The organism is Armatimonadota bacterium (assembly GCA_016223145.1).
GTDB lineage: Bacteria > Armatimonadota > Fimbriimonadia > Fimbriimonadales > Fimbriimonadaceae > Nitrosymbiomonas.
The window spans coordinates 243,597-266,552 of sequence record JACRPN010000014.1; the positions used below are offsets into that span (position 1 = coordinate 243,597).

Consider the following 22,956-nt stretch of genomic DNA (forward strand, 5'->3'; position numbering starts at 1 on the left):
CGTCATGAATCTCATCCTGCCACTCCTTTGGCTGGCCTCCTCGATCCCATGGAGTGGCCGGGAGGCGCTGCCGTCTTTCAAGGACGTCACGGCTGAACTGGGCTTATCATGCTCCAACGACCGCGCCTGCTGGTTCGACCTGGACAACGACGGTTGGCCCGACCTTCTGGCGGGTGGTGACCTGTGGCGCAACGAGAAGGGCAAGAAGTTCGCTTTGTTCGCAAAGCTGAGTTCGAGCGGGGTTGCGGCGGATTTCGACAACGACGGCTACACCGATGTCTTCTGCTATGGAACGCAGACCCTTTTTGTCAACCTGAAAGGGAAAGGCTTTGCCGCGTTCCCCATGCCCAAACTCCCGGCTACCGTCTCGCGGGCAGCCTGTTGGGGCGATTTCGACGGCGATGGGTTTGTCGACCTCTTCGTAGGGGGCTACGAAGATTGGAACAAGGGAGTCACGTACCCCTCGTACATCCTGATGAACCGAAAGGGAAAGGCTTTCGAACTCACCTGGAGCGAAGCGAAGTTCCGAACGAGAGGTGTCTCGGCCTGTGACTTCGATGGGGACGGAGACCTTGACGTTTATTGCGCGAACTACCGCCTGCAGCCCAACAACCTATGGGTAGGCAGCGGTACCGGGAAGTTCGTGGATCGGGCCGGTGAGTTCAATGCGGCTGCAACTTCGCCCGGATTTGATGGAGGCCACAGCATTGGAGCGGCATGGGGCGATTTCGACTCCGATGGGGTCATCGACCTCTTCGCTGGGAACTTCGCCCACGTGGACAGTCGCGGCGACCAGCCCAAGTCCCGTTTCCTAAGGAATGCCGGAAGTAAAGGCGGCTATCGGTTTGAAGACAAGGGAACTTGCGGGGTCTTCTATCAGGAGAGCTATGCCAGTCCGGCAGCGGGGGACTTCGATAACGACGGTCTGCTCGACCTCTATTTCACGACCGTCTATGAAACGGCCTCCTTCAACAGGCCCAATAACCCTGTGCTGTTCAAGAACGGAGGAGGCTTCCAGTTCCTGGACCGGACAGCCGCGACGCTGCTACCCAAGCTGGGCGCAACCTATCAGGCGGCCTGGGCCGACTTCGACAGGGATGGTGACCTTGATCTGGTGACGTGTGGCAAGCTGTTCGCCAATTCGGGCTCAAAGAACCACTGGATTGGGGTTCGCATGGTTGCAAACAAAGAGATCAACAGGAACGCCATCGGAGCTCAGGTTCGGATCGCCACCAAGGGAATGCTGCTCACGCGCCAAGTTGAGGCGGGCACAGGGGAAGGCAACCAGAATGACTTGACGCTGCACTTCGGGCTTGGCGCGAACAAAGGACCTGTTAGCTTGATGGTGACCTGGCCAGACGGCAGGGGCGAAACCACGAAGCCATTCCCCGTAGATCGGATCATCGAAGTCCAAGCTAGGCGCTGAACCTAATCGAACTCGTATCCGATGTAGAAGGTCACCCTTCCATCCGGGAGTTGGCGGATATTGGTGATGTAGACCGGCAGACCCCCGCCAAGCTGCGACTTGCTCGAGGGCTTCGTGAACGGCGTGTAGGCGGTGTTGGCCTCGCTGGGGTAGGGAACCATCGAAACGAACGAACGGGGCCCCGAAGGACCGTCCACGCCGTGCGACTCCTCCAGAATCGGCCTGGACCCCACGATGTGCCAAATCAGCAACCCTTCGGCGGGCAGCGCCCCGTCGAAGCCTGCCTTGCGGCGGTTTTCCAGGAGAAGGTATTCACTCCCGTCCGGCCGGACCAGCACCTTGAAGCATTCGGTTGACGAGCCCTTCACCGGGCTTAGGATCAGCTTTTGAGGAACGCGCGGGTCGATGACCGTAGGTTTGAGCCAGCCGAGCTGTTCCTTGCACCAAGCGCCCATGTGTTGTGGGCGCCCGCCGCCGGTCTGATTGGACATCAAACACCACACGCCGAGCCCCTCCGATCCCGGGTTTTCCGGCCTGGCATAGAGGTCGGGAAGGCCGAGCATGTGCCCGAACTCGTGACACATGACGCTGATGTCCGTCATCCGCGTGCCACCCTCCTGGACGATGAAATAGGGGAGACGCTTTCCCTGAAACTGCACGCTGGACCGGTGCGGCCAATAGAGGCTCCCACGGGAGGTGTTGGCCCTGCGCCCGGCATAGATGAAGAACACTCCGTCGTAGTTTTCCAGCGCCTTGTCGCCATCACGTTTGACGATTTTGCCGAGAGCCTCGGTGAGCAGGGTTAGGCGTTGGGTCTGAGGGATGCCGGTACCGTTGCCCGGCGCGTAGTCCATCCGGTTCTTGTCGGCAAGGACCCACTCGAAGACCTTGCCTTCGACGCGAAAAGCGCCATTGGAGAGCTCACGAAAGAAGTCGTTCATGCTTCCGTGGACAGGTTCTCCGGTGGCGCTCTGCTTGTCCTTATAGGTGTCCGTGCTGAAGAGCTCTTCTTGCCAGTCGGTAAGTTTGATTGCTTCGTTGTGCTTCACATCGGGATATTCGATCGGGATGATCGCCAACCTGAAGACGTCCTTCTTCCAGGTGTTCCGAGGCACAAAGACCTGGTTTGGATCTTGATTTCGGTTTGCCGCGGCGGGATCGACAGCCAGAGTCGCTTTGACTTCGGTCTCCTTGTCTTCGCGCTTGACCACCAGGGTGACCGCATCGCCGGGTGACTTCTCACTGAGGATGGAGTCCAGCCGGGCGGCATCCGCGAGCACCGACCCGTCGACTTTAAGCACCAGGTCGCTGGCCAGAAGCCCGGCCTTGGCGGCAGGGGAGTCGGGCGAGACGCGCCGGATCGCGGTGCCGGCCTCAGTGGTGTCGCCAAGCTGCAGGCCCAAAAAGGCCTTCTCTTCATTCAGAGAACGTGGGCGGGTCACGGCGCCCAGAGTAGCCATGACGTCTCTGGCCTTACGGTTCCTCGTGTAGCGGATCTTGACGCTTTCGCCAGGAGAAAGGCCGGCGAGGGAATTCCGCAGGTCGTCGGACGAACGAGGCCTTGCCACCCCGACCGTCTCCAGCAGGTCTCCCGATTTCAGACCCGCCTTGAACGCAGGGGAATCCGGCTCGACCTCGACGATGGTGAGGCCGGTCCTGTCAGCCTTCACGGCAACGCCAAGGTACCCGCTGAGTCCAGATGACTTGGGCGCCACTTTGATCTCGGAAGCCCTGATTGCGGTCGCCACGGTCTTGAATTCGGAGAGCGGTGGCGCCTGGCCAGCTTGCATGGGAAGTGCCCAACCTGCAAAGGGCAGCGAGCTAACAGCGAACACGGCACGTAAGAGGCTCTGGACCATCGTACTTTCCCCACCCGCACAGAGGCGCATCCTGCACGCCAGGACGGTTAAGGAGCTTCAACGCGGAAAACTCCGGGTTGTTCGGTAGCCCATCTGGGGCCGGCCGAGAGACTCGACAAGGCTAACTCTTGAAGGCAGATGAGCCCGGTTCCGTCAGCGAGAGGAGATGAAGGGTCAGAGTTGGGTGGGCACGCTCCGGTAGAATCTCAATAATGGTCTCGAAAGTCGAACTCACCCTTGTCGCCAGCAACGATTCCGTGGGCCAGCCTTGGCTATGGCGGCTCGCCAAGGAGTTCAGCGTCAAGGTCAACATCGTGAAGGCGAATGTCGACCAGGAATCCGGCTGGGCCATCGTCGAACTGGAGGGTCCGCTTGAGGAAGTGCAGCGGGCTACAGCGTGGCTGATGACCACGGGCCTGCACGTCGAGGCCGCGCAGCGCTCCGTCGGCGCATAGTCCCGCTCCGACTGAAAATGCGCCCAAAGGCGGATGCTTGAACCTGACTTCAGGGTCTCATGTCCTATCATCCCTATGTTCCGGAAGACTTCGACGCTTTTTGGGCGGGCGTCGTCGCCGAGGCCAAGGCGGAACCCCTCGATTTCCACCGGTCCCTAAGGCCGGACTGGGAATCGCCGACCCACCGGGTGGAGCGCATCGAGTTCCGCGGAATCCAGGGCCACACGCTCTATGGTTGGCTGGCGTTTCCCCATGGCGGGCGCAGACTCCCCGGGTTTGTCTGGCTCCCACCCTACGGGCTCGAATCCAGGGTGCCGGACGAATACGGCACACGCGAAGGAATGGTGAGCCTCAGCTTCAACTTCCACGGGCGGCCCGCGTTCCACCAGGAGGATTACCACCAGTCCAGGGGCTATTTCGCATTGGGTTCGGAAGAGCCTGAGACTTGGATTTTCAAGACCATGTTCCAAAACGCCTACCTTGCGGCAAGGGTGCTCCAGGCTCAAATCGAGGTGGACGAGGATCGATGCGCGGCGGCCGGGATGAGCCAAGGCGGCGGCATGGCGATCTGGCTGGGCGCCCACTGTCCCATCGTGAGGACGGTCTGTGCCGACATGCCGTTCCTATGTGGGATGAACCACGTTCTTGCACACCATGTGTACCGCTACCCCCTCAAGGAGCTCGTAGACTATGGCGAGACGATCCCCCTTGGATTGGAGCGAATTCGGCACACGGTTTCGTATTTCGATACGTTGAACCAGGCGACCCGCTGCAAAGCGCCGACACTCGTGGGGCTCGGTCTCAAGGACCCAGCCGCCAAGCCGAGAGGTGTAGAATCAGCCTTTGACGCTTTGGCGGGGCCGAAGACGCTGATCAAGTACGAAATCGGCCACGACTGGCACCCAGACATGGTTGCGAACAACAGAAATTGGATGCTCGGGAATCTTTGAGAGGGAAGCGACATTTTAGGCTATAGGCGTTGAGGCGTTGAGGCATTAGGTGCAGGGTGCAGGGTGCAGGGTGGAAGGAACGGAGGGACGGTAGCCGCAGGTTCCGTGCCTGCGACCGAAGGCAGAAAGGGACACAGGGACAGTGGGACGGTGCGCGGGCTTGGCCATTGCGGCTGGGATCACCGCAGGACAGCTACTTAGGATGATAAGAAAAGCTCTTTGGATCGGGATATGGCTACTGGCCTTGCTTGCGAGCGCCATCGCGGGCCCGTCGCTCCACGTCAAGTGGTCCGCGAAGATCGAGCCATCGGACCTTCGCGCCGGCGAGAAGGGCCAGGTATTGGTCACCGCCGAGGTAGCACCCGGCTATCACATCTATGCCACCGACGTCAAAGACGCCATCCCCACCAAACTCGCTCTGCAGCCTGGCGGCAACATCGAGGCGGCCGGCGACCCCATCTACCCGCCCAGCAAGAAGTACTTCGACGAGGGCTTTGAAAAGGAGCTCGGCAAGTACGAGGGCAAGGTTCTCTTTGCGGTTCCATTCCGACTCAAGACTGGAGTTACCGGACCGCAGAAGGTCACCGTCACGGTTCGATCCCAAGCCTGCAACGAGAGGGGCTGCGATATGGCTGGGGATGATCCCCAGACCCTCGAATTCACGGTCTCACCCGGCGAGCCAAGGCCCGAGGGCTCGTATGCTCTGACTTCTATAGCCTCGACGGGCACGGAAGAGAGCAACACAAATGAAGGCGAACAGGTTACCGACGAATTCGCCAAGCGCGCGGCCGAGGCCAAGAACTCAGGGCTCCTGCCTTTCATGGCTTTCTCCTTCCTTATGGGCCTTCTGGCGCTGCTGACCCCTTGCGTCTTCCCTATGATCCCCATCACGGTCAGCTTCTTTTCTAAGAAGACCGCGGACAGCGAGCGAAAGACCAACTTCGGGGGTGCGCTGGCCTACTGCTTGGGGATCATCAGCACCTTTACCGCCCTCGGCTTGATCATCACCATCGCGGTCGGTCCCACCGGCATTCAGGGGCTTGCCAACAACGTCTGGGTGAACGCGGCAATCTTCATCGTGTTCGTCGCCCTTGGCCTGAGCCTGTTCGGGATGTTCGAGATCGCCGTGCCGAGCGGCGTGCTCAACGCGCTCGGGTCAAAAGGAAAGGCAGTCGGCTTTGTGGGCCCGGTGCTGATGGGCCTCACGTTTTCTCTGACCAGCTTCACGTGTACCGTACCGATCGTCGGCACCATTCTCGCCGGCGCGGCCACGGGCGAGCGGCTGTATCCGATCGTGGGCATGATCGCGTTCAGCATCGCCTTTGCGCTGCCGTTCTTCTTCTTGGCCCTTTTCCCTTCGCTGATTACGAAGCTGCCCCGCTCCGGCGCGTGGCTCGGGCAGGTCAAGATATTCATGGGCTTCTTGGAACTGGCGGCGGCGCTCAAGTTCCTCAGCAACATTGAGCTCGTCTTCGGCCTTGGGTGGCTTACCGAGCCCGTCTTCCTTACGATCTGGTTCGGGATCGCGCTGGTCGCCGGTCTACAGCTTCTGGGCGTGATTCGACTTGGCCATGAACCAGGCGGAGAGCCGATCGGCTGGATTCGGCGCGGCTTTGGGGTAGCGATGCTGGCGGCCGCTGTCTGGATGCTCTCAGGCTTGCGTGGTGGCAACCTCGGCGACCTTGCCGCGTTCCTCCCGCCCAACCCCTATCCCGGCCACAAGTCGTCAAGCATGTCGGACATAGGCTGGAAGTACGACTACAGTTCAGGCCTTGCCGAAGCCAAGAAGCAGGGCAAACCGATGTTCATCGACTTCACCGGCGTGAACTGCACGAATTGCCGATGGATGGAGAAGAACATGTTCACGCGCAAAGAGGTGCGCGACCTGATCACCTCCTATGTGCCGGTGGAGCTCTATACCGATCGCGGCACGCCGGAGGACCTTGCCAACCAGAAGCTCATGCAGAAGCTCTCGGGGACGGTCACGCTCCCGGTCTACGTTCTGATGGGCCCAAACGAGAAGATCATCAAGGTATTCCAGGGTTCGACACGAGATGTGGATGAGTATGTGGCGTTTCTGAAGTCGGCTCAGAAGTAGGCTCTGATTACCTTCAAAACGGACCAACGTAAGCAAGCCAAGCCTCCACCTCTGAAGAGGCGGAGGCATCAAGCCTGGCGGCATTTAAGGGGTCCGTATTTCACTTCCACTCAGGCGTCGGGACGCCCAATAGCCACCTTACAAAAAAGTCCCTTCGCTTGCGTTCGCCGTAGGCGCCGCCGGAGGTGTGGTCCAGCCCGGGCAGCACCACGAACTCAAAGTCCTTGTTGGCCTTGATGAGCGCGTCGACCAGGCGGTACGTGCTCTCGGGCGGCACGTTCGTGTCGAGTTCACCCACCATCAGCATCAGCCTGCCCTGGAGCTTCGCGGCGTTCGTGATGTTCGACTGCTCTTCGTAATGCGGGCCCATCACGCCCATCCACTGCTCATTCCACCATTGCTTGTCCATGCGGTTGTCGTGGCATCCGCAGCTTGAAACGGCCACCTTGTAGAACTCGGGATGAAAGAGCATGGCCCCGGTGGCGCTTTGCCCCCCAGCGCTCGTGCCGTAGACGCCCACGCGGCTGATGTCGGCCTGCGGGTACTTCTTCGCGAGCGCCTTCATCCAGAGGATCCGGTCGGCGAATCCCGCGTCGGCGAGGTTCTTGTAGCAGACGTCGCGGAACGCCTTGCCCCGGTTGCGCGTTCCCATGCCGTCCATCTGGACCACGATGAAGCCGAGCTCTGCCATGCGCTGCATGCCGTTGACCATGCTGAACGACTTTGGCGCAAAGCTGTCCTGCGGGCCTGCATAGAGGTTCTCGATGACCGGGTATCGGCGGCTGCGGTTGAACTTGCTTGGGCGATAGACCACGCCCCAGATGTCCGTCTTGCCGTCCCGTCCCTTGGCGACGAACACTTCGGGCAAAGGCAGCTTGGCTTTGGCCATTTCGCTTGCGTCGGCGCTTTCCAGCTTGAGAATGAGTTGGCCCGAAGCCCCGCTGCGCAGCTCGTGAACGGGCGCCAGATCCACCCGGGAATAGGTGTCAACGATGTACTTGCGGTTTGGCGACCACCTGATGCTGTGGTTGCCGTCCCCTTCGGTCAGGCGCACCAAGCCGGAGCCATCCAGCCCTGCTGTGAACCAGTGGATGAAATAGGGATCCTCACCCACCTCGCCCGTTGAGGGAGAGGTCGGTGAGGGAACCGAACCGGGCGCGGTGGCCTGCCGCGTGCAGTTCGCCGAGAAGCAGAACCTCCCGCTCGCATCATCAATCCAGTCCAAACTGCGTGTGACCCAGCCTGAAGGGGTCAACACGCCTTTGACGGCTCCGCTCGTGCCGTCGAGCCGATAAAGGCGCCCCCAACCGTCGCGCTCTGAACGGACCAGAAACTCGTTCTGATCGGGTCTGACACGCGAGATCAGCGCGGTGCTGTCCACAAAGGTCTTTTCGCGTTCGTCGAGCAGCGTCTTGTGCTTGCCGGTGGCCAGGGTGATCTCCTCGATGCGATAGGCCCCGTAGCCCCGCTCATAGAAGTCCACCAGGAAGGACTTTCCGCCATGCCACCAATCGATGCTGGGGGGAGAAGCCCAAGGCAGGCCATAGACGAAGAACGGCTCGAGGTCGCTCTTTAGCTCCTTGCCCGTGGACACGTCAAACACGAACGTCTCAAAAGTGTCGAGCTTGTCGCCGGGAAGATCGTACTGGCGGGTCTTGAGGACCGCTCTGCCCCCGCCGGAAGGTGAGGATTGGATCAGTGCAACCTCCCGATGGTCGCCAGGAAGCAGCCTGAACGCCGCCAAGTGTGTGGAGTCCGACGCCCAGTTGGCGTAAGCGATCTGATCGGTCTTCGACTCGAAGACAACGCCGCCTCCGTCGATCTTGGTGACCTTGAGCTTTCCGGCTGCGATCTCGTACTGCAGTTTGCCGTCTGGCGAACGTCTGCCCCTGCCTTGGCCCTGAGGTTGTCCACCACCCTGGCCCCGTCCCTGACCTCTTCCTGGTCCTCCCTGCGCAGCCTCGGGCACCTCCGCTTCGGCGAGCGTGTAATCGGCAAAAGTCAGCTTGTATCCCTTGCCGGAGAACCTGAAGCTGGCCGTGCTTAGGTCGTCGGCCACGGCCAGGCTCTGGAGTTCGAGAGTGTCTGGATCGAGCTTTTTGCCTACCGGCGCCGGCAACACGCCTGACAGCCGCTTGAGGTCGAAGAGCGGCGACTTCTTGCCTCCGGCGCAATCGACGAGAACGTAGTCGAACCGGCCACCGGCGAGGCGGTTGACGTACCACATCTTCTCGCCTTCGTGAAGCCAGTTGGGGGTCAGGGCTTGCTTGTAGACCGTAACGCCACGGCCAATGTCGTTGGCGCGCTGGTAATTTGCGGCGAGTTCCTTGGCTGAAGGGGCATAGGGGCTAAGTTGTGCCAGGGCAACGGCGCCCTGCGAGGCGATGAGAAGACTGGCCCACACTCCAAGGCCCGCTGAAGACCGGATTCGATACCGCGTGAGTGACATGGATGCAGGATAGCTTCGAGCCGGGTGTTCGATGGTCCTGCACGGCTACTTGGGCGGCGGTGGTTTGGCCTTGCCCCACGGAGAATCACCGAGAGCTTTCTTGGCCTCGTCGTAGGCTCGCCTGATATTCTGCGGCAGGTTTTCTTGGGTTGTTTCGTGGGCGTTCCGGACGAGCGATGTCTCGGTCGAATGCAGGGCGGCATCAATGTCTTCAATCAAATGAAGCTTCAGTACGAGGCTTCGCTGGCTGGCGGGTGTGTAGCCGACGATCACGCGCCTTGGGCGGGGTTCGCCGCCGCCAATGCCCTCGGGGAACTGCTCCAGGAACGCCATCGAATAGGCACTCATGATGAGGCGATAGCCGCTTTCGGTTCGCGCAACCACCGCGGGGGTGCGCTTCACTTCTAGGCTCACGGTTGCCCCGGCGGGCAGACCCGTTGGGAAGAGCTCGGTGGGCTCGGTTTCGAGGGGAGGAAAGCCCGGGAGCCCGCCGGGCCGTTCCGAGCGCATCGGCTTGCCGATAGACGCCTGCTCGCGAAGGCGGTTGATGTCGAACTCGCCGAAGGTCCATCGTTGGACGCGCGCTCGAAGCTCTGGTGGAAGGGCCGATACCTTCACCGGGCCGCTTTCCAGAGCGCTCCAGAGGCTAGGGTTGAGCTTGACGAGGAAGGGAAGCGCAGGGTTGTACATCAAGCTCGCCGCCGACTTGTCGCTGGCTGGATCAGCGTTCTCGATGATCATCGTGTCGAGCGAGCCGAAGGTCGGTTGGCGGGTACAGGTGGCGATGTAGGCGGCTGCATCCTCCAGCGAGAGAGCCCCTGTGCGACGGATAGCCTGCACTAGGGTCCTCAGGGCGGCCCGGCTGAAGCGGTCCTTGCGGGCGATCGCCGGGAGGAACGGTTTGACAACAAGCCACTCGCCGTCGGAGACCTGCGCGCTGGGCATCCGGGAGCCCACAGGCAGCATGCTCTGCTGCAAGTACTCGATCAGGTCGCTGTCGGTGTTGATCGTCTTTCGGCGTAGGGCTTCCAGAATCCACGGGACGGCAGCGTCCGAGAGCGTGGCGATCAGGGGCTTGCCCTTGTTAGAGGCCACTTGCCGGAGCAGGGAGCCGGCGATGACCCCGACAGGGTCATCCTTCACCGGGTCTGCGAGGACGGTGAGGACGTCTTGACTGGGGCCCTTGCCAGAGGCCTCCGCATGGGACATGCCGGCGGACACCGGTACCAAGGATCCATCTGCTAGCTTGATCGTCGTGCCACTGGCCCAGGCATAGCCCAAGTTGCCCCGAAGCTCGACGTACGTCTTGACGGCGTGGCTCAGGGCAAGGGGTTTGCCCTCGCCGCTCGTCTTGGCGGAGAACCGAAGGCCGTAGGCAGGGAAGAAGCCGCTCCCCTGAAGAACGCTCCTGCCCTTGGCATCAACCGTCGTGACGTCGTAGGAAAGCTGAAGGACGCCAAAGCGCTTGATACCGACGATGGTCTTGCCATAGCCGGCTGCCAGCGAACCTGGGCCCGTCAAGGGAAGGCCACCGTAGTTGACGGACTGCTTTTTGGGGTTTCCAAGAGCTCTCTTGGCGGCTTCCATAAGGCCGATGCTCTGCTTCAGCTCGGCCACCAGCCCTCCGCTCCCCTTCGGATATGGGCGCTGCATGGGGGTCTGGGAGTCGGCAAACACGATGCGCTCGCCCACCTCCAGCTTGGCGATGGAAGCGGGCCCTGCCTTCTCAAGGAGTCCGATCGCGAATCGATAGGCGGGGTTGTCGATGGTGACCCGAGCCAACTCCTTGGTGGTGTCTTCGTCGGACATGTCCACCCAGCGGTACCGATCTACGGCCAATGCGGCGCGCTTGGCGTCGAGGCCCGAGAACTTGTCCGATTCCGCCTTTAGGGCGGTGAAGAGTTCTACGAAGAAGGCGGTGACCTTGGCGGCATCTTCGGCTTCCTGAGTCCTCTTGAGGCTCGGGGGTTGACTGAGGACGCGCTCTCCCTTGGGGTTGGTGGTCCACTGGCCTCCGGCGACGTCGGCGATCTTCTGGAGGACGGTTTCCAGCGGTTGGTTCGTGAACTGGACGATGATCGGTTCCTGGGCGATCGCTCCGTCACAGATCAATTTAGCGCCTGACTGCTGCGAGAGGTTGGAGAGCAGGGCATCGACGCGAATGGAGTCGGCCTGGACGCTGACCGTTGGCGCTGTGAGCAAAAAGAGAAGGGATGCGAGCACCATAGCCTGATCTTAACCCAGTGTTCGGCCCTGAACCTTGCCATTTTCAGAAGGAATGATGGGAGGGGGAAATGTGGGTCGGATTTGGGCCATTAGGACCCGGGAGGCGCCGCTCCAAGCTGCTTGTGCATGAATGCCCTGCGCTATGGGCGGGGTGAACCCCGCCCTCTGTCCTCGGCCCTTCTCCCTTCGCCTCCCTAATTCCTCAGCGGCTTGCTTGTCTCCAGCATGTGCTTGATGCGGGCGTGGGTCAGCCCCGACTTGCAGAGCTCGACAAACACCTTGCGCTCCATCGCCAATGCGTCCTCAAAGGACCCAGGCTTGGAGAACACCTGCCGGACCTTGTCGCCGATCAGGCCGTCGTGGTCGGTAAGGAGGCCCTTGGATTTAAGCTCGTCCAGCTTGGAGTCGACTATGCCCGAAAGGGGCGCCAGACCTTCCCGCCAGGCGCTCGCGCCGCCCGCCTCGATCTGAAGCGCGGCATGTTTGGCCTCGGCGAGCAATCGGTCGCCGAGGTAGCAGGTATGGTCAGTGGGACTCAGATAGCCCAGCTTCCGAGCTTGGTCCGCGTTTTCGGCGACCGTTCCGAGCGCCAGCGCGCCGGCCATATCGGCAAGCGCCTTTGCGCCACCTGTCTGCGCGCTCACCCGCATCCGGCAAGTCCCCGCCCCGCCCGGGATCAATCCCACCTTGGCCTCTGGGAAGCCCACCTTGGCCTCAGCGTCGGCGACGATCGCGCAGCACCCCAAAGCGAGCTCGAACCCGCCGCCCAAGCCAAATCCAGACACCGCGGCCACGCTGGGGACTTCGCCAAGCCGCACGGAGAGCTTCTGCAAACTGGCAAGCGCCGTGTCGATGCCTTCCCAGTCCTGATCCTCGATGCGCTTATCGAAGAACGTGAGGTCAAACCCGACCGAGAAGTTCCTCGATTCGCTAGTCAGCACGAAGCGCCTGAGCGAGTCGGTTTCCAGCAGCGCGAGGAGTTCGCCAACGAGTTGCGGCGTGACCACACCTTGCTTCGTGGTGGTCGCCACGCACTGCACGCCGTCGCCAAGGTCGCGGACGTTGAAGGTCTCGTTTTTCGAGGTGATCGGGAAGTCCTTGACGGTCCGGTATTGAGGCTCGCTCGGCAGCGAAATGTAGGCGCCGCCAAACTCCCGCTGCTTGCCGGCGTCAAAGTAGGGTTTGGGGTCTACGCCGATGGCCTCATGCCCGATCGCGTCCATCATCTGGAATGGGCCGATCTCCCACCCAAAGCCCCATTGCATGACCCGGTCAAAGTCGAGACAGGAGTGGCTTATCTCTTCTTTCAGCTTGTCGGCGTATTGCAGAGCCGGCACCAGGTACTCGCGGAGGAAGTCTCCGACCTCGTCGCCAAGCTTGAGGGCTTTTGAGACACGCTCCCCAATGGGCAGCCTCTCCAACTCTCTTAGGGAGGGAAGGGAAGCGTCGAGCAACTGGCGGTAGGCGTGAGTCTGCAGGTCAAAGGCGAGCAGCTCTTTGCCCTCCTTGCGATAATAGCCCTGGCCCGATTTCGATCCGATCCAACCTTTATCCAGGAGAAACTGCGTGCTCGCGGGCAACCGGAGTTGCTCGCGGCCGGGATCGTTCGGGCATCGGTCGAGGAGGTTCTGCGCGATGTCGCGCATGATGTCAAGCCCGACCAGGTCGTTCAGCCGGAAGCTGGCGCTGCGGGGCCGCCCGAGGAACGGCCCGGTGATCGCGTCCACCTTCTCGATCGATAGTTGCAGCTTCTCGGCCACGTGGACGGTGTGGATCATGTTCCACATACCGTAGCGGTTGGAAATGAACCCTGGCGTGTCCTTGGCGACCACCACCCGCCGGGCAACCCGATCCTCGAGGAACTGGCTCATCACCTTGACGGCTTCGGGGTCGGTATCGGGAGTCGGAATGAGTTCCAAGAGCTTCAAGTAGCGAGGCGGATTGAAGAAGTGCGTGCCCATGAACCGCTTTCGAAAGCTCTCCGAGCGTCCTTCGGCAAGGAGCCCGATTTGAAGGCCGCTGGTGTTGGTGGTCAGCATCGCACCGGGCTTGACGATCGGATCGAGCTTCTCAAAAAGCGCCTTCTTGATGTCCATCTTCTCGACGATGGCTTCACAAACCCAATCGGCTTCGGCGATCAGCTGGAAGTCGTTCTCCATCGAAAGGAGCTTGACTTTGCTCGCCGTCTCAGGCACGAAGAAGTGGGGGGGGCGTGCCGATCTGGCGGCGTCAAACTGGCTTGAGACGGTTTGAGGGGTCAGGTCGAAAAGGGAAACGTCGAATCCGAGGTTGGCAAGGTGGGCGGCGATCCCGCTTCCCATGGTGCCCGCGCCGAGAACGCACACCTTCTCCGCGCTGAGCCAGTGGCTGGTAGACATTGGATCATGTGTACCCTAGGCAAACCTTGGCGGGCTTGAGCATCGGCGACGGGCGATTGCCCGGAATTTGGTGCGAGTCGGATGAAACCTCAGGGGCGCAGGCTTCGTCAGAATCGTCGGAGCGTGGCGACCCTTGAGTTTGGGATAACCGCGCCGACTAGATATACTGTAGAGCGTATGCAGAAAAAGAACGAATACAACCGGGGTGAGCAGCGATAGGGAGGCCACATTTCAGGCGCGAGCGAGGGCCTGGCCCCGCGCCGATGATCAATCAACGAGTCCTGCGGTTCCGCGAAGTTCGCCTCATCGCGTCCGACGGCAAACAAGTTGGCATCGTGGGTTCCCGGGAGGCGCTCGGCATGGCCGAGCAAGAGGGTCTCGACCTGGTTTTGGTCACCGCCACTGCCAATCCGCCGGTCTGCCGGATCATCGATTACGGCAAATTCAAGTACGACCAAGACCGAAAAGAGAAGGAACACAAGCGCAAACAGCAGGAAGTTAAGGGTATAAAGATCAGTCCGCGAATCGCGGAAAACGATGTTGCGCATCTCTTGAAGAACACGCGTCGTTTTCTCGAGGAAGGGCACAAGGTCAAGGTCACGTGCCAGTTCAAGGCTCGCGAGGTGACCCACCCCGAAATCGGGCAGCGGAAGCTGCAGGCGATGGCAGATGTGGTGGCGGATCTCGCAGTGATCGAGCGACAACCGACGCTCGACGGAAAGCTGATGATCATGGTTCTGGTTCCCAAGCCTCGATCGGGTAAATCACATGGCAGCAAAGCTGAAAACCAACAAGACGGCCGCCAAGCGGTTCAAGATCACGGGCTCGGGCAAGATAACCCGCCGGAAGGCCTACAACAACCACCAGTTCCTGCACAAGAAAGCGTCGCGGAAGCGACGGCTTGAGGAGGAGCCCACCCTGTTCAAGGGTGAGAACAAGCGCGTGAAGCGCATGTTGGGACTGGCGTAGCTCAATCGTCCGAAAACTCGGACAAGTCGGACGAGTCCGACCTGTCCTCCACTTAGGACCCAAAACTCTACCGCTACCCCCTGGTAAGGGCGGAAACCGGTTCAAAACGAGGAAACCATGGCAAGAATCAAGCGCGGCCTCATGCGCCATAAGAGGCACAAAAAAGTAATCAAGGCGGCCACGGGCTATTGGGGACGTAAGAAGAACGTCTTCAAGCGCGCCCATGAGCAGGTCATGAAGTCGGGGCAATATGCCTTTCGTGACCGAAGAGCCAAAAAGCGCGACTTTCGCCGGCTCTGGATCGCCCGACTCTCCGCCGGCTGCCGGATGTGCGGCGTGAAGTACAGCGACCTCATCCACGGCATGACGGTCAAGGGTATGCAACTCGACCGCAAGGCGCTGTCCGAGCTCGCGATTCACGACTTCGAGGCCTTCAAGAAGGTTGTCGAAACCGCGACGGCTTAGGCCAACTCCCCCAGAGCAGAAATCAAAGGTCAGGCTTGTGCAAATGCACCGGCTTGGCCTTTGTTCTCGTTCTGATGTTCAGCATCTCTACCCCCACCGAGAACGCCATCGCGAAGTAGGTGTAGCCTTTGGGGATGTGCTGCCCGAGCCCTTCGGCCACCAGGTTTGCCCCGATCAGCACCAAGAACGATAAGGCGAGCATCTGAATTGTCGGGTGGCGCTCGACAAAGGCGCTGAGCGGTCCTGAAAACCAAAGCATGAAGATGACTGCGACAATGACCGCGGCCATCATCACCGCCAAGTGATCGGCCAAGCCCACGGCCGTAATCACTGAGTCCAGCGAGAACACGACATCGAGAATCAGGATCTGAGTGATCACAGACCGAAAGGTCAGCTTCTTAACGCTCGGATCGTGGCCCTCAACCCCTTCCAGCTTCCCATGGATCTCGGAGACGCTCTTGGCGATGAGGAACAGGCCTCCACCGAGCAGAATCAGGTCCCTGCCCGAGAACTCCTGGTTCGCGATGCCGAAGAGAGGCGCGGTCAGCTTCGCGATCCAGGCGATAGAGGCCAGCAAGAGGAGGCGCGTGATGAGGGCAAGAGCCAGTCCGAGCCGACGGGCTTTGACCCGATCGCCTTCAGGGAGTTTCCCGGCCAGGATCGAGATGAAGATGATGTTGTCTACGCCGAGGACGATTTCGAGCACCGTCAGCGTCAAAAAGCCGATCCAGACATTTGGGTCGGAAATCCAGTCCATATTGGGGCCGAGGATACTCGGAAACGTCTGGTGTGTGGGTGATGGCTCTACTTCAAGAGGGCCTTGGCGATCACCAGTTTCTGAATCTCTGAGGCGCCTTCGCCGATCTCGGTCAGTTTGGCGTCGCGCCAGAGCTTCTCGATCAGATGCTCAAAGGTGAGACCTCGGCCTCCGTGAATCTGCAGCATGCGGTTGGTCACGTTGCGGGCCACCTCGCTCGCGAAAAGCTTCGCAAAGCTGGCCTCCTTCACGATGGGTAGCCCGTGATCGTGCATCCATGCGGCCTTCTGAACGAGCAGCGAAGCGGCCTCGACCTCCATAGCGCTTTCGGCGACCATGTTCTGGACCGACTGCATCTGGCTCAGCGAACGCCCAAACTGCTCGCGTTGCTTGGAGTACTCGATCCCGACCTCCAACGCCTTCTCCGCGATCCCGACGGCCATCGCTCCGATGCCCACCCTGCCCAGATAGAGCAGGCCGATCACGTCCTCGAAGCTCCCTGGCGTGTGCCAAGCCACGCAGTCTTTCATCGCGAACTGGAGCGTGTAGCTGGCGCTGACCGAAGTCGTCCGAATCCGCCCGAGGTCCTTGAAGCCAGGCTGGTCCTTTTCCATCAGAAACGCCGAGAGGTTCTTCTCGTCCAGCCTGGCGATGATGATGAACAGCTTGGCGAATCCACCGTTCGTGATGAACATCTTGTGGCCGTTCAGGTGGAAATAGCCCGGCCGACCCTCGATGGGCGTAGCCACGGTCTCCACCCGGCGGGCGTCGCTGCCCGCGCCTGGCTCCGTTAGGCCCCAGGCCAGCGGACTCTCTCCTGAAAGCACCCCGGGGAGATACTTGGCTCGCTGCTCATCGTTGGCGAAGTGCTCAAAATGGGCCACGCAGAGTGCGTTGATCGCCGCCACGTTCATGGCCAGCGCCGGGTCGGCCGCGGCGAGGATGCGTACCGTTTCGGCGTAAGTCTGTGCCGAATAGCCGCGTCCCCCAAGCCGCTTGTCAAGGATGCAGCTTGTGATCCCCAGGGCCGCCGTGCGGGTCCAGATATCGGCGGGGAAGGTGTCCTTCTCCCAGGCTCTAGTGTTGGGGAAGACCTCGTTTCTGGCGAACTGGCGCACGCCTTCGAGGTACCTGGCCTCTTCGTCATTGAAGTGGGGAACCATGACTCAGTAGGATACTCGGCAGGCTCGCGTGAAGGCTGGAGCCGGTCCGCGGGGCGGCCAGACCGATCAGCCCAAGAGATCCTGTCTCACCAGTTCTTTGGACCCGACTTCACGGTCACCTTTCCCGTGGCGGCATCCAACGCATGGCAGGCCAGACAGTTGCCCTGGAACATCGTGACGAACTTGCTTTCGGCCTTCTTCTGAAAGTGCGCCTTGTGGAGGACCGTCTTGAGCACGCCCGCCGGGCTGCCGTCCCGATGACAGCGCCCGCAGTCGGTGGGAATGGTCTTTAGGCCTGCAACCGACGGATGGTGCTTAACCGTCTTCAGCGCCACATTCAGCCGCACGTCCTCATTGGGCAGCTTTATGTGGCAGTCCACGCAACCGTTCGGGAACTTATCCGGCGCTGTAAGGCCAGGAATTTTGGGCGACGGTGCGGGAGTCTGAAGTGAGGAGCCAAAGCCCACCGCAAGTGCGCCGATCGCGACGGGCAAGATTGAAGCGAGGATCGATCGTCTCATGGCTTCATTTTAGTGAACGCTCGGGCCCAGGAAACCGGACATCGAAGTCAGGAAATCCGTACCGGTTCCTGGATGAACCCCAAGGGCAGGGAAAGGGCACTAAAGCCTCGGCTCTCCCTACCCCTGCATCCGTCGAAGGCTCTCAAGCGACGTGGAGGCTTCCTCCCAGGATTCCATCGCCCCGGCAAGCTGGGCCTGCAAATCCTGGTGTGTAAGGGTCAGCTCAAAGAGGTTCGTATCGGCCATCGGCGCGGCGAGCTTGGCTTCCACGGCCTTGACCTCCAGCTCAAGGCGCGTGATGCGCTCTTCACAACCAACGACCACCTTCTCAAGCCGCTGAATCTCCTTGCTGAGCTCCCGAGGGCGGAAGGAGACCGCGGGATTGGCGATCGACGAATGACGATTGACGGCTTCTGACGGTGGAGAGGAAGGGTCTGGGGTTTGCGGTCTAGGGTTTGGGCTCTGGGCACGCGAAGGTCCTGTTTGGAGGCGTTTCTCGACAGACCTCGGACCTCGAGCCTCGGACCTGCTTTCCCGTCCAGACCCCGGACCCCGCACCTCAGTCCATCTCCGATACTCCTCATAGCTCCCGCCAAACTGCTTTACGTCCTCGCGCCGAATGTCGAGCGTGTGGTTCGTCACCTTTGAGAGCAGCCATCGGTCGTGGGAGATCAGGATGAGTGTGCCGTTGTATCCGGCGAGCACCTGTGCCAGCGCCTCGCGCGAGGCCATGTCGAGGTGGTTGGTTGGCTCGTCCAGCACCAGCAGATTCGGGTTCTGAGCGGTCAGATGAGCCAACGAGAGCTTGTTCTTCTCGCCACCGCTGAAGGTCTTGATCGGGCGGAACACATCCTCGCCAGTAATCAAGTAGCGCCCGAGTAGGTCGCGTGCTTCGGCTGGAAGCAGCCCGACCTCGTAGACCATGTACTCCAGCGGCGATTGCTCCGGGTTCAGCTCGGAGTCGTCCTGGGCAAAATAGCCAGCTTGCACGTTTGCACCCAACCTCGCCGACCCTTCCTGAGCCTCACGAAGGCCGAGGATGGTCTTGATGAGCGTGGACTTGCCCGATCCGTTCTCACCGATCACGCCCCACCGTTCTCCAATGCGCACGGTCCAGTCGAGGCCCTTGATAAGGGGGACATAGCTGCAGCCGGTGTAGCCCAGGCGTCCCGCCTGGGTTGCCACGTTGCCCAATCCGGTAGCGGGCAGGGTGCTCGATGGCGGAGATTCGGGCTGTGAGGCTGGGTTGCCCAGGCGGGACGCCTGGGCTACGTCGGCGGATACGTCCGGAAACCCGATCGTCAGCTTCTCGCACGCAACCACGATGTCCCCGCTACGCTTGGCCGCCTTCACGCTCGCCGCCATGCCCTTGGCCGCTTTTGGCGCCTCGGTCTTGGAGGCGATCAGCCGGTTCATGATCTTCAGCTTGCCGCGTGCCTGGGCGGTGCGCTGACTGTTCATGAACCGGCGCACGAACTCGTCCAGCTTGTCGACCTGCTCTTGCTGGCGCTTCGCGACTTCGGCCTGCCGAATCTCCTCCTCGGCCCTGAGCTTCAGGTACTTCGGGAACGGTCCGGGGTAGCTTTTGATCGTGCCGTCTGCCATTTCGAGCACGCGATCGCCCACGTTCTCCAAGAAGGTCCGGTCGTGCGAGACCAGCAGCACAGCGCCCGGATACGAGCGCAGCCAGCCTTCCAGCCACTCGGTCGCTTGAAGGTCCAGGTGGTTGGTAGGCTCGTCCAGGATGAGCAGGTCGGGCTCTTCCAGGATCAGCCTTGCCAGCGCCAGGCGCGTGGTCTCTCCGCCCGATAGTTTGCCGGTGGGCTTGTCCAACTCGTCCTCATGGAAGCCCATTTTCATGAGCACCGTCCGGAGGTCTTGCTCGGCCTTGTAACCCTCAGCCTCGATGAAGTGCTCGTGCAGGGTCGCGTACTCCTCCAGGTCTTCGTCGGTGGGTGAGTGCTCCAGCCTGGCTTCCAACTCCTCCAGCCGCGCCTTCAGTTCCAGCGCGTGCTTCCTTGCCTCTTCGGCCTCCTCCAGAACCGTTCGTCCCGCATCGACCGGGTCTTCCTGCCTCAGATAGCCGAGCTTTGCACCCCGCGCGATGTAGACGGAGCCGCCGTCGGGCTCCTCCTGGCCGGTGAGGATCTTAAGCAGCGTCGTCTTCCCGGTGCCGTTGCGCCCGACCAGCGCCACCTTCTCTCGGCGTTCCAGCCGAAAGCTGACGCCGTCGAGTACCACGTCCGTGCCAAAGGCCTTCCGGACGCCGGAGACGTTGAGAAGCACGAGGGAGATTGTACTTGGGGGGAGGGTTGAAGGGCGAAGGTCGAGGGTATGGGCGGTTATGGAGTGCGCGGAGCGCTTTGGACTGCGGTGACCTGTCACCGCTTTCGATCAGCGGACTTGTCCGCGCGCCTGAGGTAGCCCACGTAACTCCTTCCGCGGGACGGCCCGTGCGACTCGATTGTCACGAACAGTGGACAGGGGTAGATTGTGAATCAAGGCGCTCATCCCCTCATGGACGACGAAGCGGAACCCAAAGCCACAGCGCTGTCGAAAGCTGAAGGCGGTCCCAGGAAACGGCGAAAGGGCTGGCCGATTCCGGTGCTTTGGCTTGCGTTCGTATTAATGTACGGGTTCAAGCCCGATTGGGCGACGGCGATTTGGTACTGGCCGGCGTGGATTTGGGCATCGCTCATTGTGATGCTGGCCCTGCCGTCCCTGGCGTTTCGACGGCTGAAGTGGTTCGGCGCCATGCTGGTGCTCAGCCTGGTGTTCGCCCTCTGCTTCGACGACATGCCGCGCGGCGTCATCCGGAGCTGGTGGCGCGCCATCGTGAGCGGTCCCCCCCTGGCCGCTCGCCCGTTCGAGGTCGTCTCCGTGAACTGCGCGGGCGGCAGCATCGACGCCGCCAGGGAAGCGCTCGATTCGGGCGCGGACCTGGCCTTACTCCAGGAGTCGCCGGGAAGAGCCGAGCTTGAGAAGCTCGTCAACGAACGTTGGGGAAGCGAGGGAAGCGTGATTGCCGGACCCGACTGCTCCATCGTCGCCAAAGGCCAACTTTGGACCGTCGGGTTCACGAATCGGCCCAACTTCGCTTGGGCGCAATGGACGACGAGCAAGGGGCAACAGTGGATCGTGCTCAGCCTACGGCTTCAGCCGCCGACGTTTCGGCTGGACTACTGGAATCCGGGCTGTTGGCGCGCCTATGCCGATGACCGCGCTCGGAGGAAGAAGGAACTCGACGAGATCATCGGCGTGCTGAGAGATTTGGCCCTGTCTCCCGATGCCAATCCGATCATCGGCGGCGACTTCAACGGCCCGCCATCGGAGTGCTTCCAAGACTCGCTTCAAGCCCTTTGCACCGACTCTTACGCCTATGAAGGCCGAGGTTGGGGCGGGACCGGAACGAACGATTACCCGTTCGTCCGGTTCGACCAGATCTGGGTCCGCCCGGAGCGGAATATCGTGAATGCTGGAGTCGAGAAGACCGGTCACTCCGACCACAGGATGGCGGTGGCGTGGGTGGAAGGTCGAAGCGCCCCCGACTGAGAAGGCGCGTGCCAAACTCACACCATGATCGCCCTCTTAGCCGCTATAAGCCTCCTTTCCGGCAACAGCCCCGCTGCCGCCCCCAATCCGCAATCCGCAATCCGTCCCGACAAGCCGGGATCTGCGCTTCGCTCCGACAATCCGAAATCCTACGCCCTCGGCGTCGGCCTCGAAGGCGTCGGCGGGCGGGGGCTCGAGTTCGTCGACGCCATGAAGACCTCGCGCCACTTCGAAGGGCCTAACGGCGGCTCGGTCAAGGTGGACGCGCACGGTTGGCCGCTGGAGGACGCCCGAACCGTCGTCTTCGACCTTCGTCCCGCCTTCGCTTGGGCGCCGCCGATGGACGATCCCGACGCCTACCTGATCGACGTCAGTGGCACCTACCATTTGAGCTTCGAGGGGCGGGCCGACCTGTCCAGTGGGGAAGACCCTCGCTCGTTCCAGATCCAGAACAATCGCTATGACGCCGCCAAGAACCTGACCACCGCCGAGCTGGTGCTGCCCAAGGGCCACGGGCTCATGATCCTAAAATTCACCCGTACACAGGGAGGTGTGAGGAACGTGCGAGTCATCCGCCCCGGCTACCCGGCGGATACCAAAGAGGTCTTCCATCGCCCGTTCGTAAAGGCCGCGGGCCTCTTCCCGGTGCTGCGGTTCATGGACTGGCTGGACAGCAACTCCACGAACCCCTTCTACGGCGACGCCAAGAACACCACCGAATGGGCGAACCGAAAGCTCCCCGAGGACGCCAGCCAATCCGACATGCCGACCCGGCACGGCGTGGCTTGGGAGTACGTCGTTCAGCTTGCAAACCTGACCGGCAAGGACGCCTGGATCAACGTGCCGATCGCAGCCTCGGACGATTACGTGAAGCAGCTTGCGACGATGCTCAAGCGCGACCTGAAGCCGGGCATCAAGATCTATCTGGAACTGAACAACGAGGTCTGGAACTGGGGATTTCTGCAGGCGACCTACAACCGCATGGCTGCAGAGGCCGAGGTCGCCAAGGGCACCAGCAACCTGAACAACGACGGCGCGAAGGACAAAGACCTTTGGCGTCGCCGTAGGTACGCCAAACGCACCATCGAGATCGGCCAGATATTTGCGTCGGTGTTCGGTCTGGGATCGCTCAACGCGCGCGTTCGGCCGGTGCTTTGCTGGCAGATCGTGATCCCGTCGCAGTACGTCGAACAGCTCGAGTGGATCAAGGCCACCTACGGCGCGCCGAGCAAGTTCCTCTACGGCATTGCCGGCGCGCCGTACTTCAACACCGAAGGCACGGGCCCGAACGCCTCGGTGGACCAACTCATTGAGACAATGCGCCGCCACAGCGACGAAAGCGCCCAACGATTCCGCAAGCCGCTCATCGAGACCGCTCGCAGATACGGCCTTAAGGCTATGTGCTACGAAGGCGGTCCGGATTCCGGCGGCGGCAGCACAGCGAACATCGCCAACCGCATCCGAGCCATGCGCGACCCGAGAATGAAGGAACTGGTCACGCGCGACCTGGCGGACAACTGGTACGCGCTGGGCGGCGACCTGTTCATGTACTTCACGCTTTCAAGTGGCGTCTCACGGTACGGCATGTGGGGCGCGACGGAGGACATCACCAGGCTCGACAGCCCGAAGATGCAGGCGCTGAAGGGGATATTGGGGGTGAAATGATGATGATGGTAGCCGTCGTATGC

General features: G+C 61.3%; 16 protein-coding genes. 8 read left to right on the forward strand and 8 right to left on the reverse strand.

The annotated features are described in order from the left end of the window. Nucleotides 1-4: 4 nt before the first annotated feature. Nucleotides 5-1,426 carry a CRTAC1 family protein gene (locus tag HZC36_13640; protein ID MBI5708019.1) on the forward strand — a complete coding sequence of 474 codons (1,422 nt, stop codon included), beginning with the start codon at nt 5-7 and terminating at the stop codon, nt 1,424-1,426. A 2-nt stretch (nt 1,427-1,428) separates the two neighbouring features. Here HZC36_13640 and HZC36_13645 read toward each other — a convergent pair whose 3' ends face one another. Next, complete coding sequence (locus HZC36_13645) at nt 1,429-3,216, reverse strand: M6 family metalloprotease domain-containing protein (GenBank protein ID MBI5708020.1); 1,788 nt, start codon at nt 3,214-3,216, stop codon at nt 1,429-1,431. 281 nt (nt 3,217-3,497) lie between these two features. Between HZC36_13645 and HZC36_13650 the strand changes: the two genes are divergently transcribed. The 3 genes from HZC36_13650 to HZC36_13660 all read left to right on the forward strand — a co-directional run bounded on the left by HZC36_13650 (nt 3,498) and on the right by HZC36_13660 (nt 6,788). Then, entirely contained in the window at nt 3,498-3,740 is a 243-nt protein-coding gene (locus HZC36_13650; GenBank protein MBI5708021.1) for an NIL domain-containing protein, read from the forward strand. Nucleotides 3,741-3,799: 59 nt separating this feature from the next. Further along, on the forward strand, nt 3,800-4,690 hold the full coding sequence (locus HZC36_13655) for an acetylxylan esterase (protein ID MBI5708022.1): 891 nt from the start codon (nt 3,800-3,802) through the stop codon (nt 4,688-4,690). Between the two features lie 202 nt (nt 4,691-4,892). Further along, the gene (locus tag HZC36_13660) at nt 4,893-6,788 is read left to right on the forward strand and encodes a thioredoxin family protein (GenBank protein ID MBI5708023.1); all 1,896 of its coding nucleotides are present in this window, start codon (nt 4,893-4,895) and stop codon (nt 6,786-6,788) included. A 100-nt stretch (nt 6,789-6,888) separates the two neighbouring features. Here HZC36_13660 and HZC36_13665 read toward each other — a convergent pair whose 3' ends face one another. From HZC36_13665 to HZC36_13675, 3 genes are all read right to left on the reverse strand, one after another. Continuing rightward, the gene (locus HZC36_13665) at nt 6,889-9,237 is read right to left on the reverse strand and encodes a prolyl oligopeptidase family serine peptidase (protein MBI5708024.1); all 2,349 of its coding nucleotides are present in this window, start codon (nt 9,235-9,237) and stop codon (nt 6,889-6,891) included. 45 nt (nt 9,238-9,282) lie between these two features. Then, the gene (locus HZC36_13670; GenBank protein ID MBI5708025.1) at nt 9,283-11,463 is read right to left on the reverse strand and encodes a hypothetical protein; all 2,181 of its coding nucleotides are present in this window, start codon (nt 11,461-11,463) and stop codon (nt 9,283-9,285) included. Between the two features lie 194 nt (nt 11,464-11,657). Then, nucleotides 11,658-13,841, reverse strand: coding sequence for a 3-hydroxyacyl-CoA dehydrogenase/enoyl-CoA hydratase family protein (locus HZC36_13675; protein ID MBI5708026.1), 2,184 nt, complete (start codon nt 13,839-13,841; stop codon nt 11,658-11,660). Between the two features lie 263 nt (nt 13,842-14,104). On the opposite strand from HZC36_13675, the gene HZC36_13680 reads away from it, so the two are divergent. Then, nucleotides 14,105-14,746 (forward strand): translation initiation factor IF-3, encoded by a 642-nt coding sequence (locus HZC36_13680; protein MBI5708027.1) that lies wholly within the window; start codon nt 14,105-14,107, stop codon nt 14,744-14,746. A 181-nt stretch (nt 14,747-14,927) separates the two neighbouring features. Continuing rightward, nucleotides 14,928-15,275, forward strand: a complete 348-nt coding sequence (gene rplT / locus HZC36_13685) for a 50S ribosomal protein L20 (GenBank protein ID MBI5708028.1) — start codon at nt 14,928-14,930, stop codon at nt 15,273-15,275. A 22-nt stretch (nt 15,276-15,297) separates the two neighbouring features. Here the strand turns inward: rplT and HZC36_13690 are convergent, their stop codons facing one another. The 4 genes from HZC36_13690 to HZC36_13705 all read right to left on the reverse strand — a co-directional run bounded on the left by HZC36_13690 (nt 15,298) and on the right by HZC36_13705 (nt 20,002). Continuing rightward, nucleotides 15,298-16,032, reverse strand: coding sequence for a TerC family protein (locus HZC36_13690; GenBank protein ID MBI5708029.1), 735 nt, complete (start codon nt 16,030-16,032; stop codon nt 15,298-15,300). Between the two features lie 47 nt (nt 16,033-16,079). Further along, entirely contained in the window at nt 16,080-17,195 is a 1,116-nt protein-coding gene (locus HZC36_13695) for an acyl-CoA dehydrogenase family protein (GenBank protein MBI5708030.1), read from the reverse strand. An 86-nt stretch (nt 17,196-17,281) separates the two neighbouring features. After that, nucleotides 17,282-17,716, reverse strand: a complete 435-nt coding sequence (locus tag HZC36_13700) for a hypothetical protein (GenBank protein ID MBI5708031.1) — start codon at nt 17,714-17,716, stop codon at nt 17,282-17,284. 117 nt (nt 17,717-17,833) lie between these two features. Then, entirely contained in the window at nt 17,834-20,002 is a 2,169-nt protein-coding gene (locus HZC36_13705; GenBank protein ID MBI5708032.1) for an ABC-F family ATP-binding cassette domain-containing protein, read from the reverse strand. 231 nt (nt 20,003-20,233) lie between these two features. Between HZC36_13705 and HZC36_13710 the strand changes: the two genes are divergently transcribed. Further along, the gene (locus HZC36_13710) at nt 20,234-21,268 is read left to right on the forward strand and encodes a hypothetical protein (protein MBI5708033.1); all 1,035 of its coding nucleotides are present in this window, start codon (nt 20,234-20,236) and stop codon (nt 21,266-21,268) included. A gap of 24 nt (nt 21,269-21,292) precedes the next feature. Next, nucleotides 21,293-22,933 (forward strand): hypothetical protein, encoded by a 1,641-nt coding sequence (locus HZC36_13715; protein MBI5708034.1) that lies wholly within the window; start codon nt 21,293-21,295, stop codon nt 22,931-22,933. Nucleotides 22,934-22,956 lie beyond the last annotated feature (23 nt).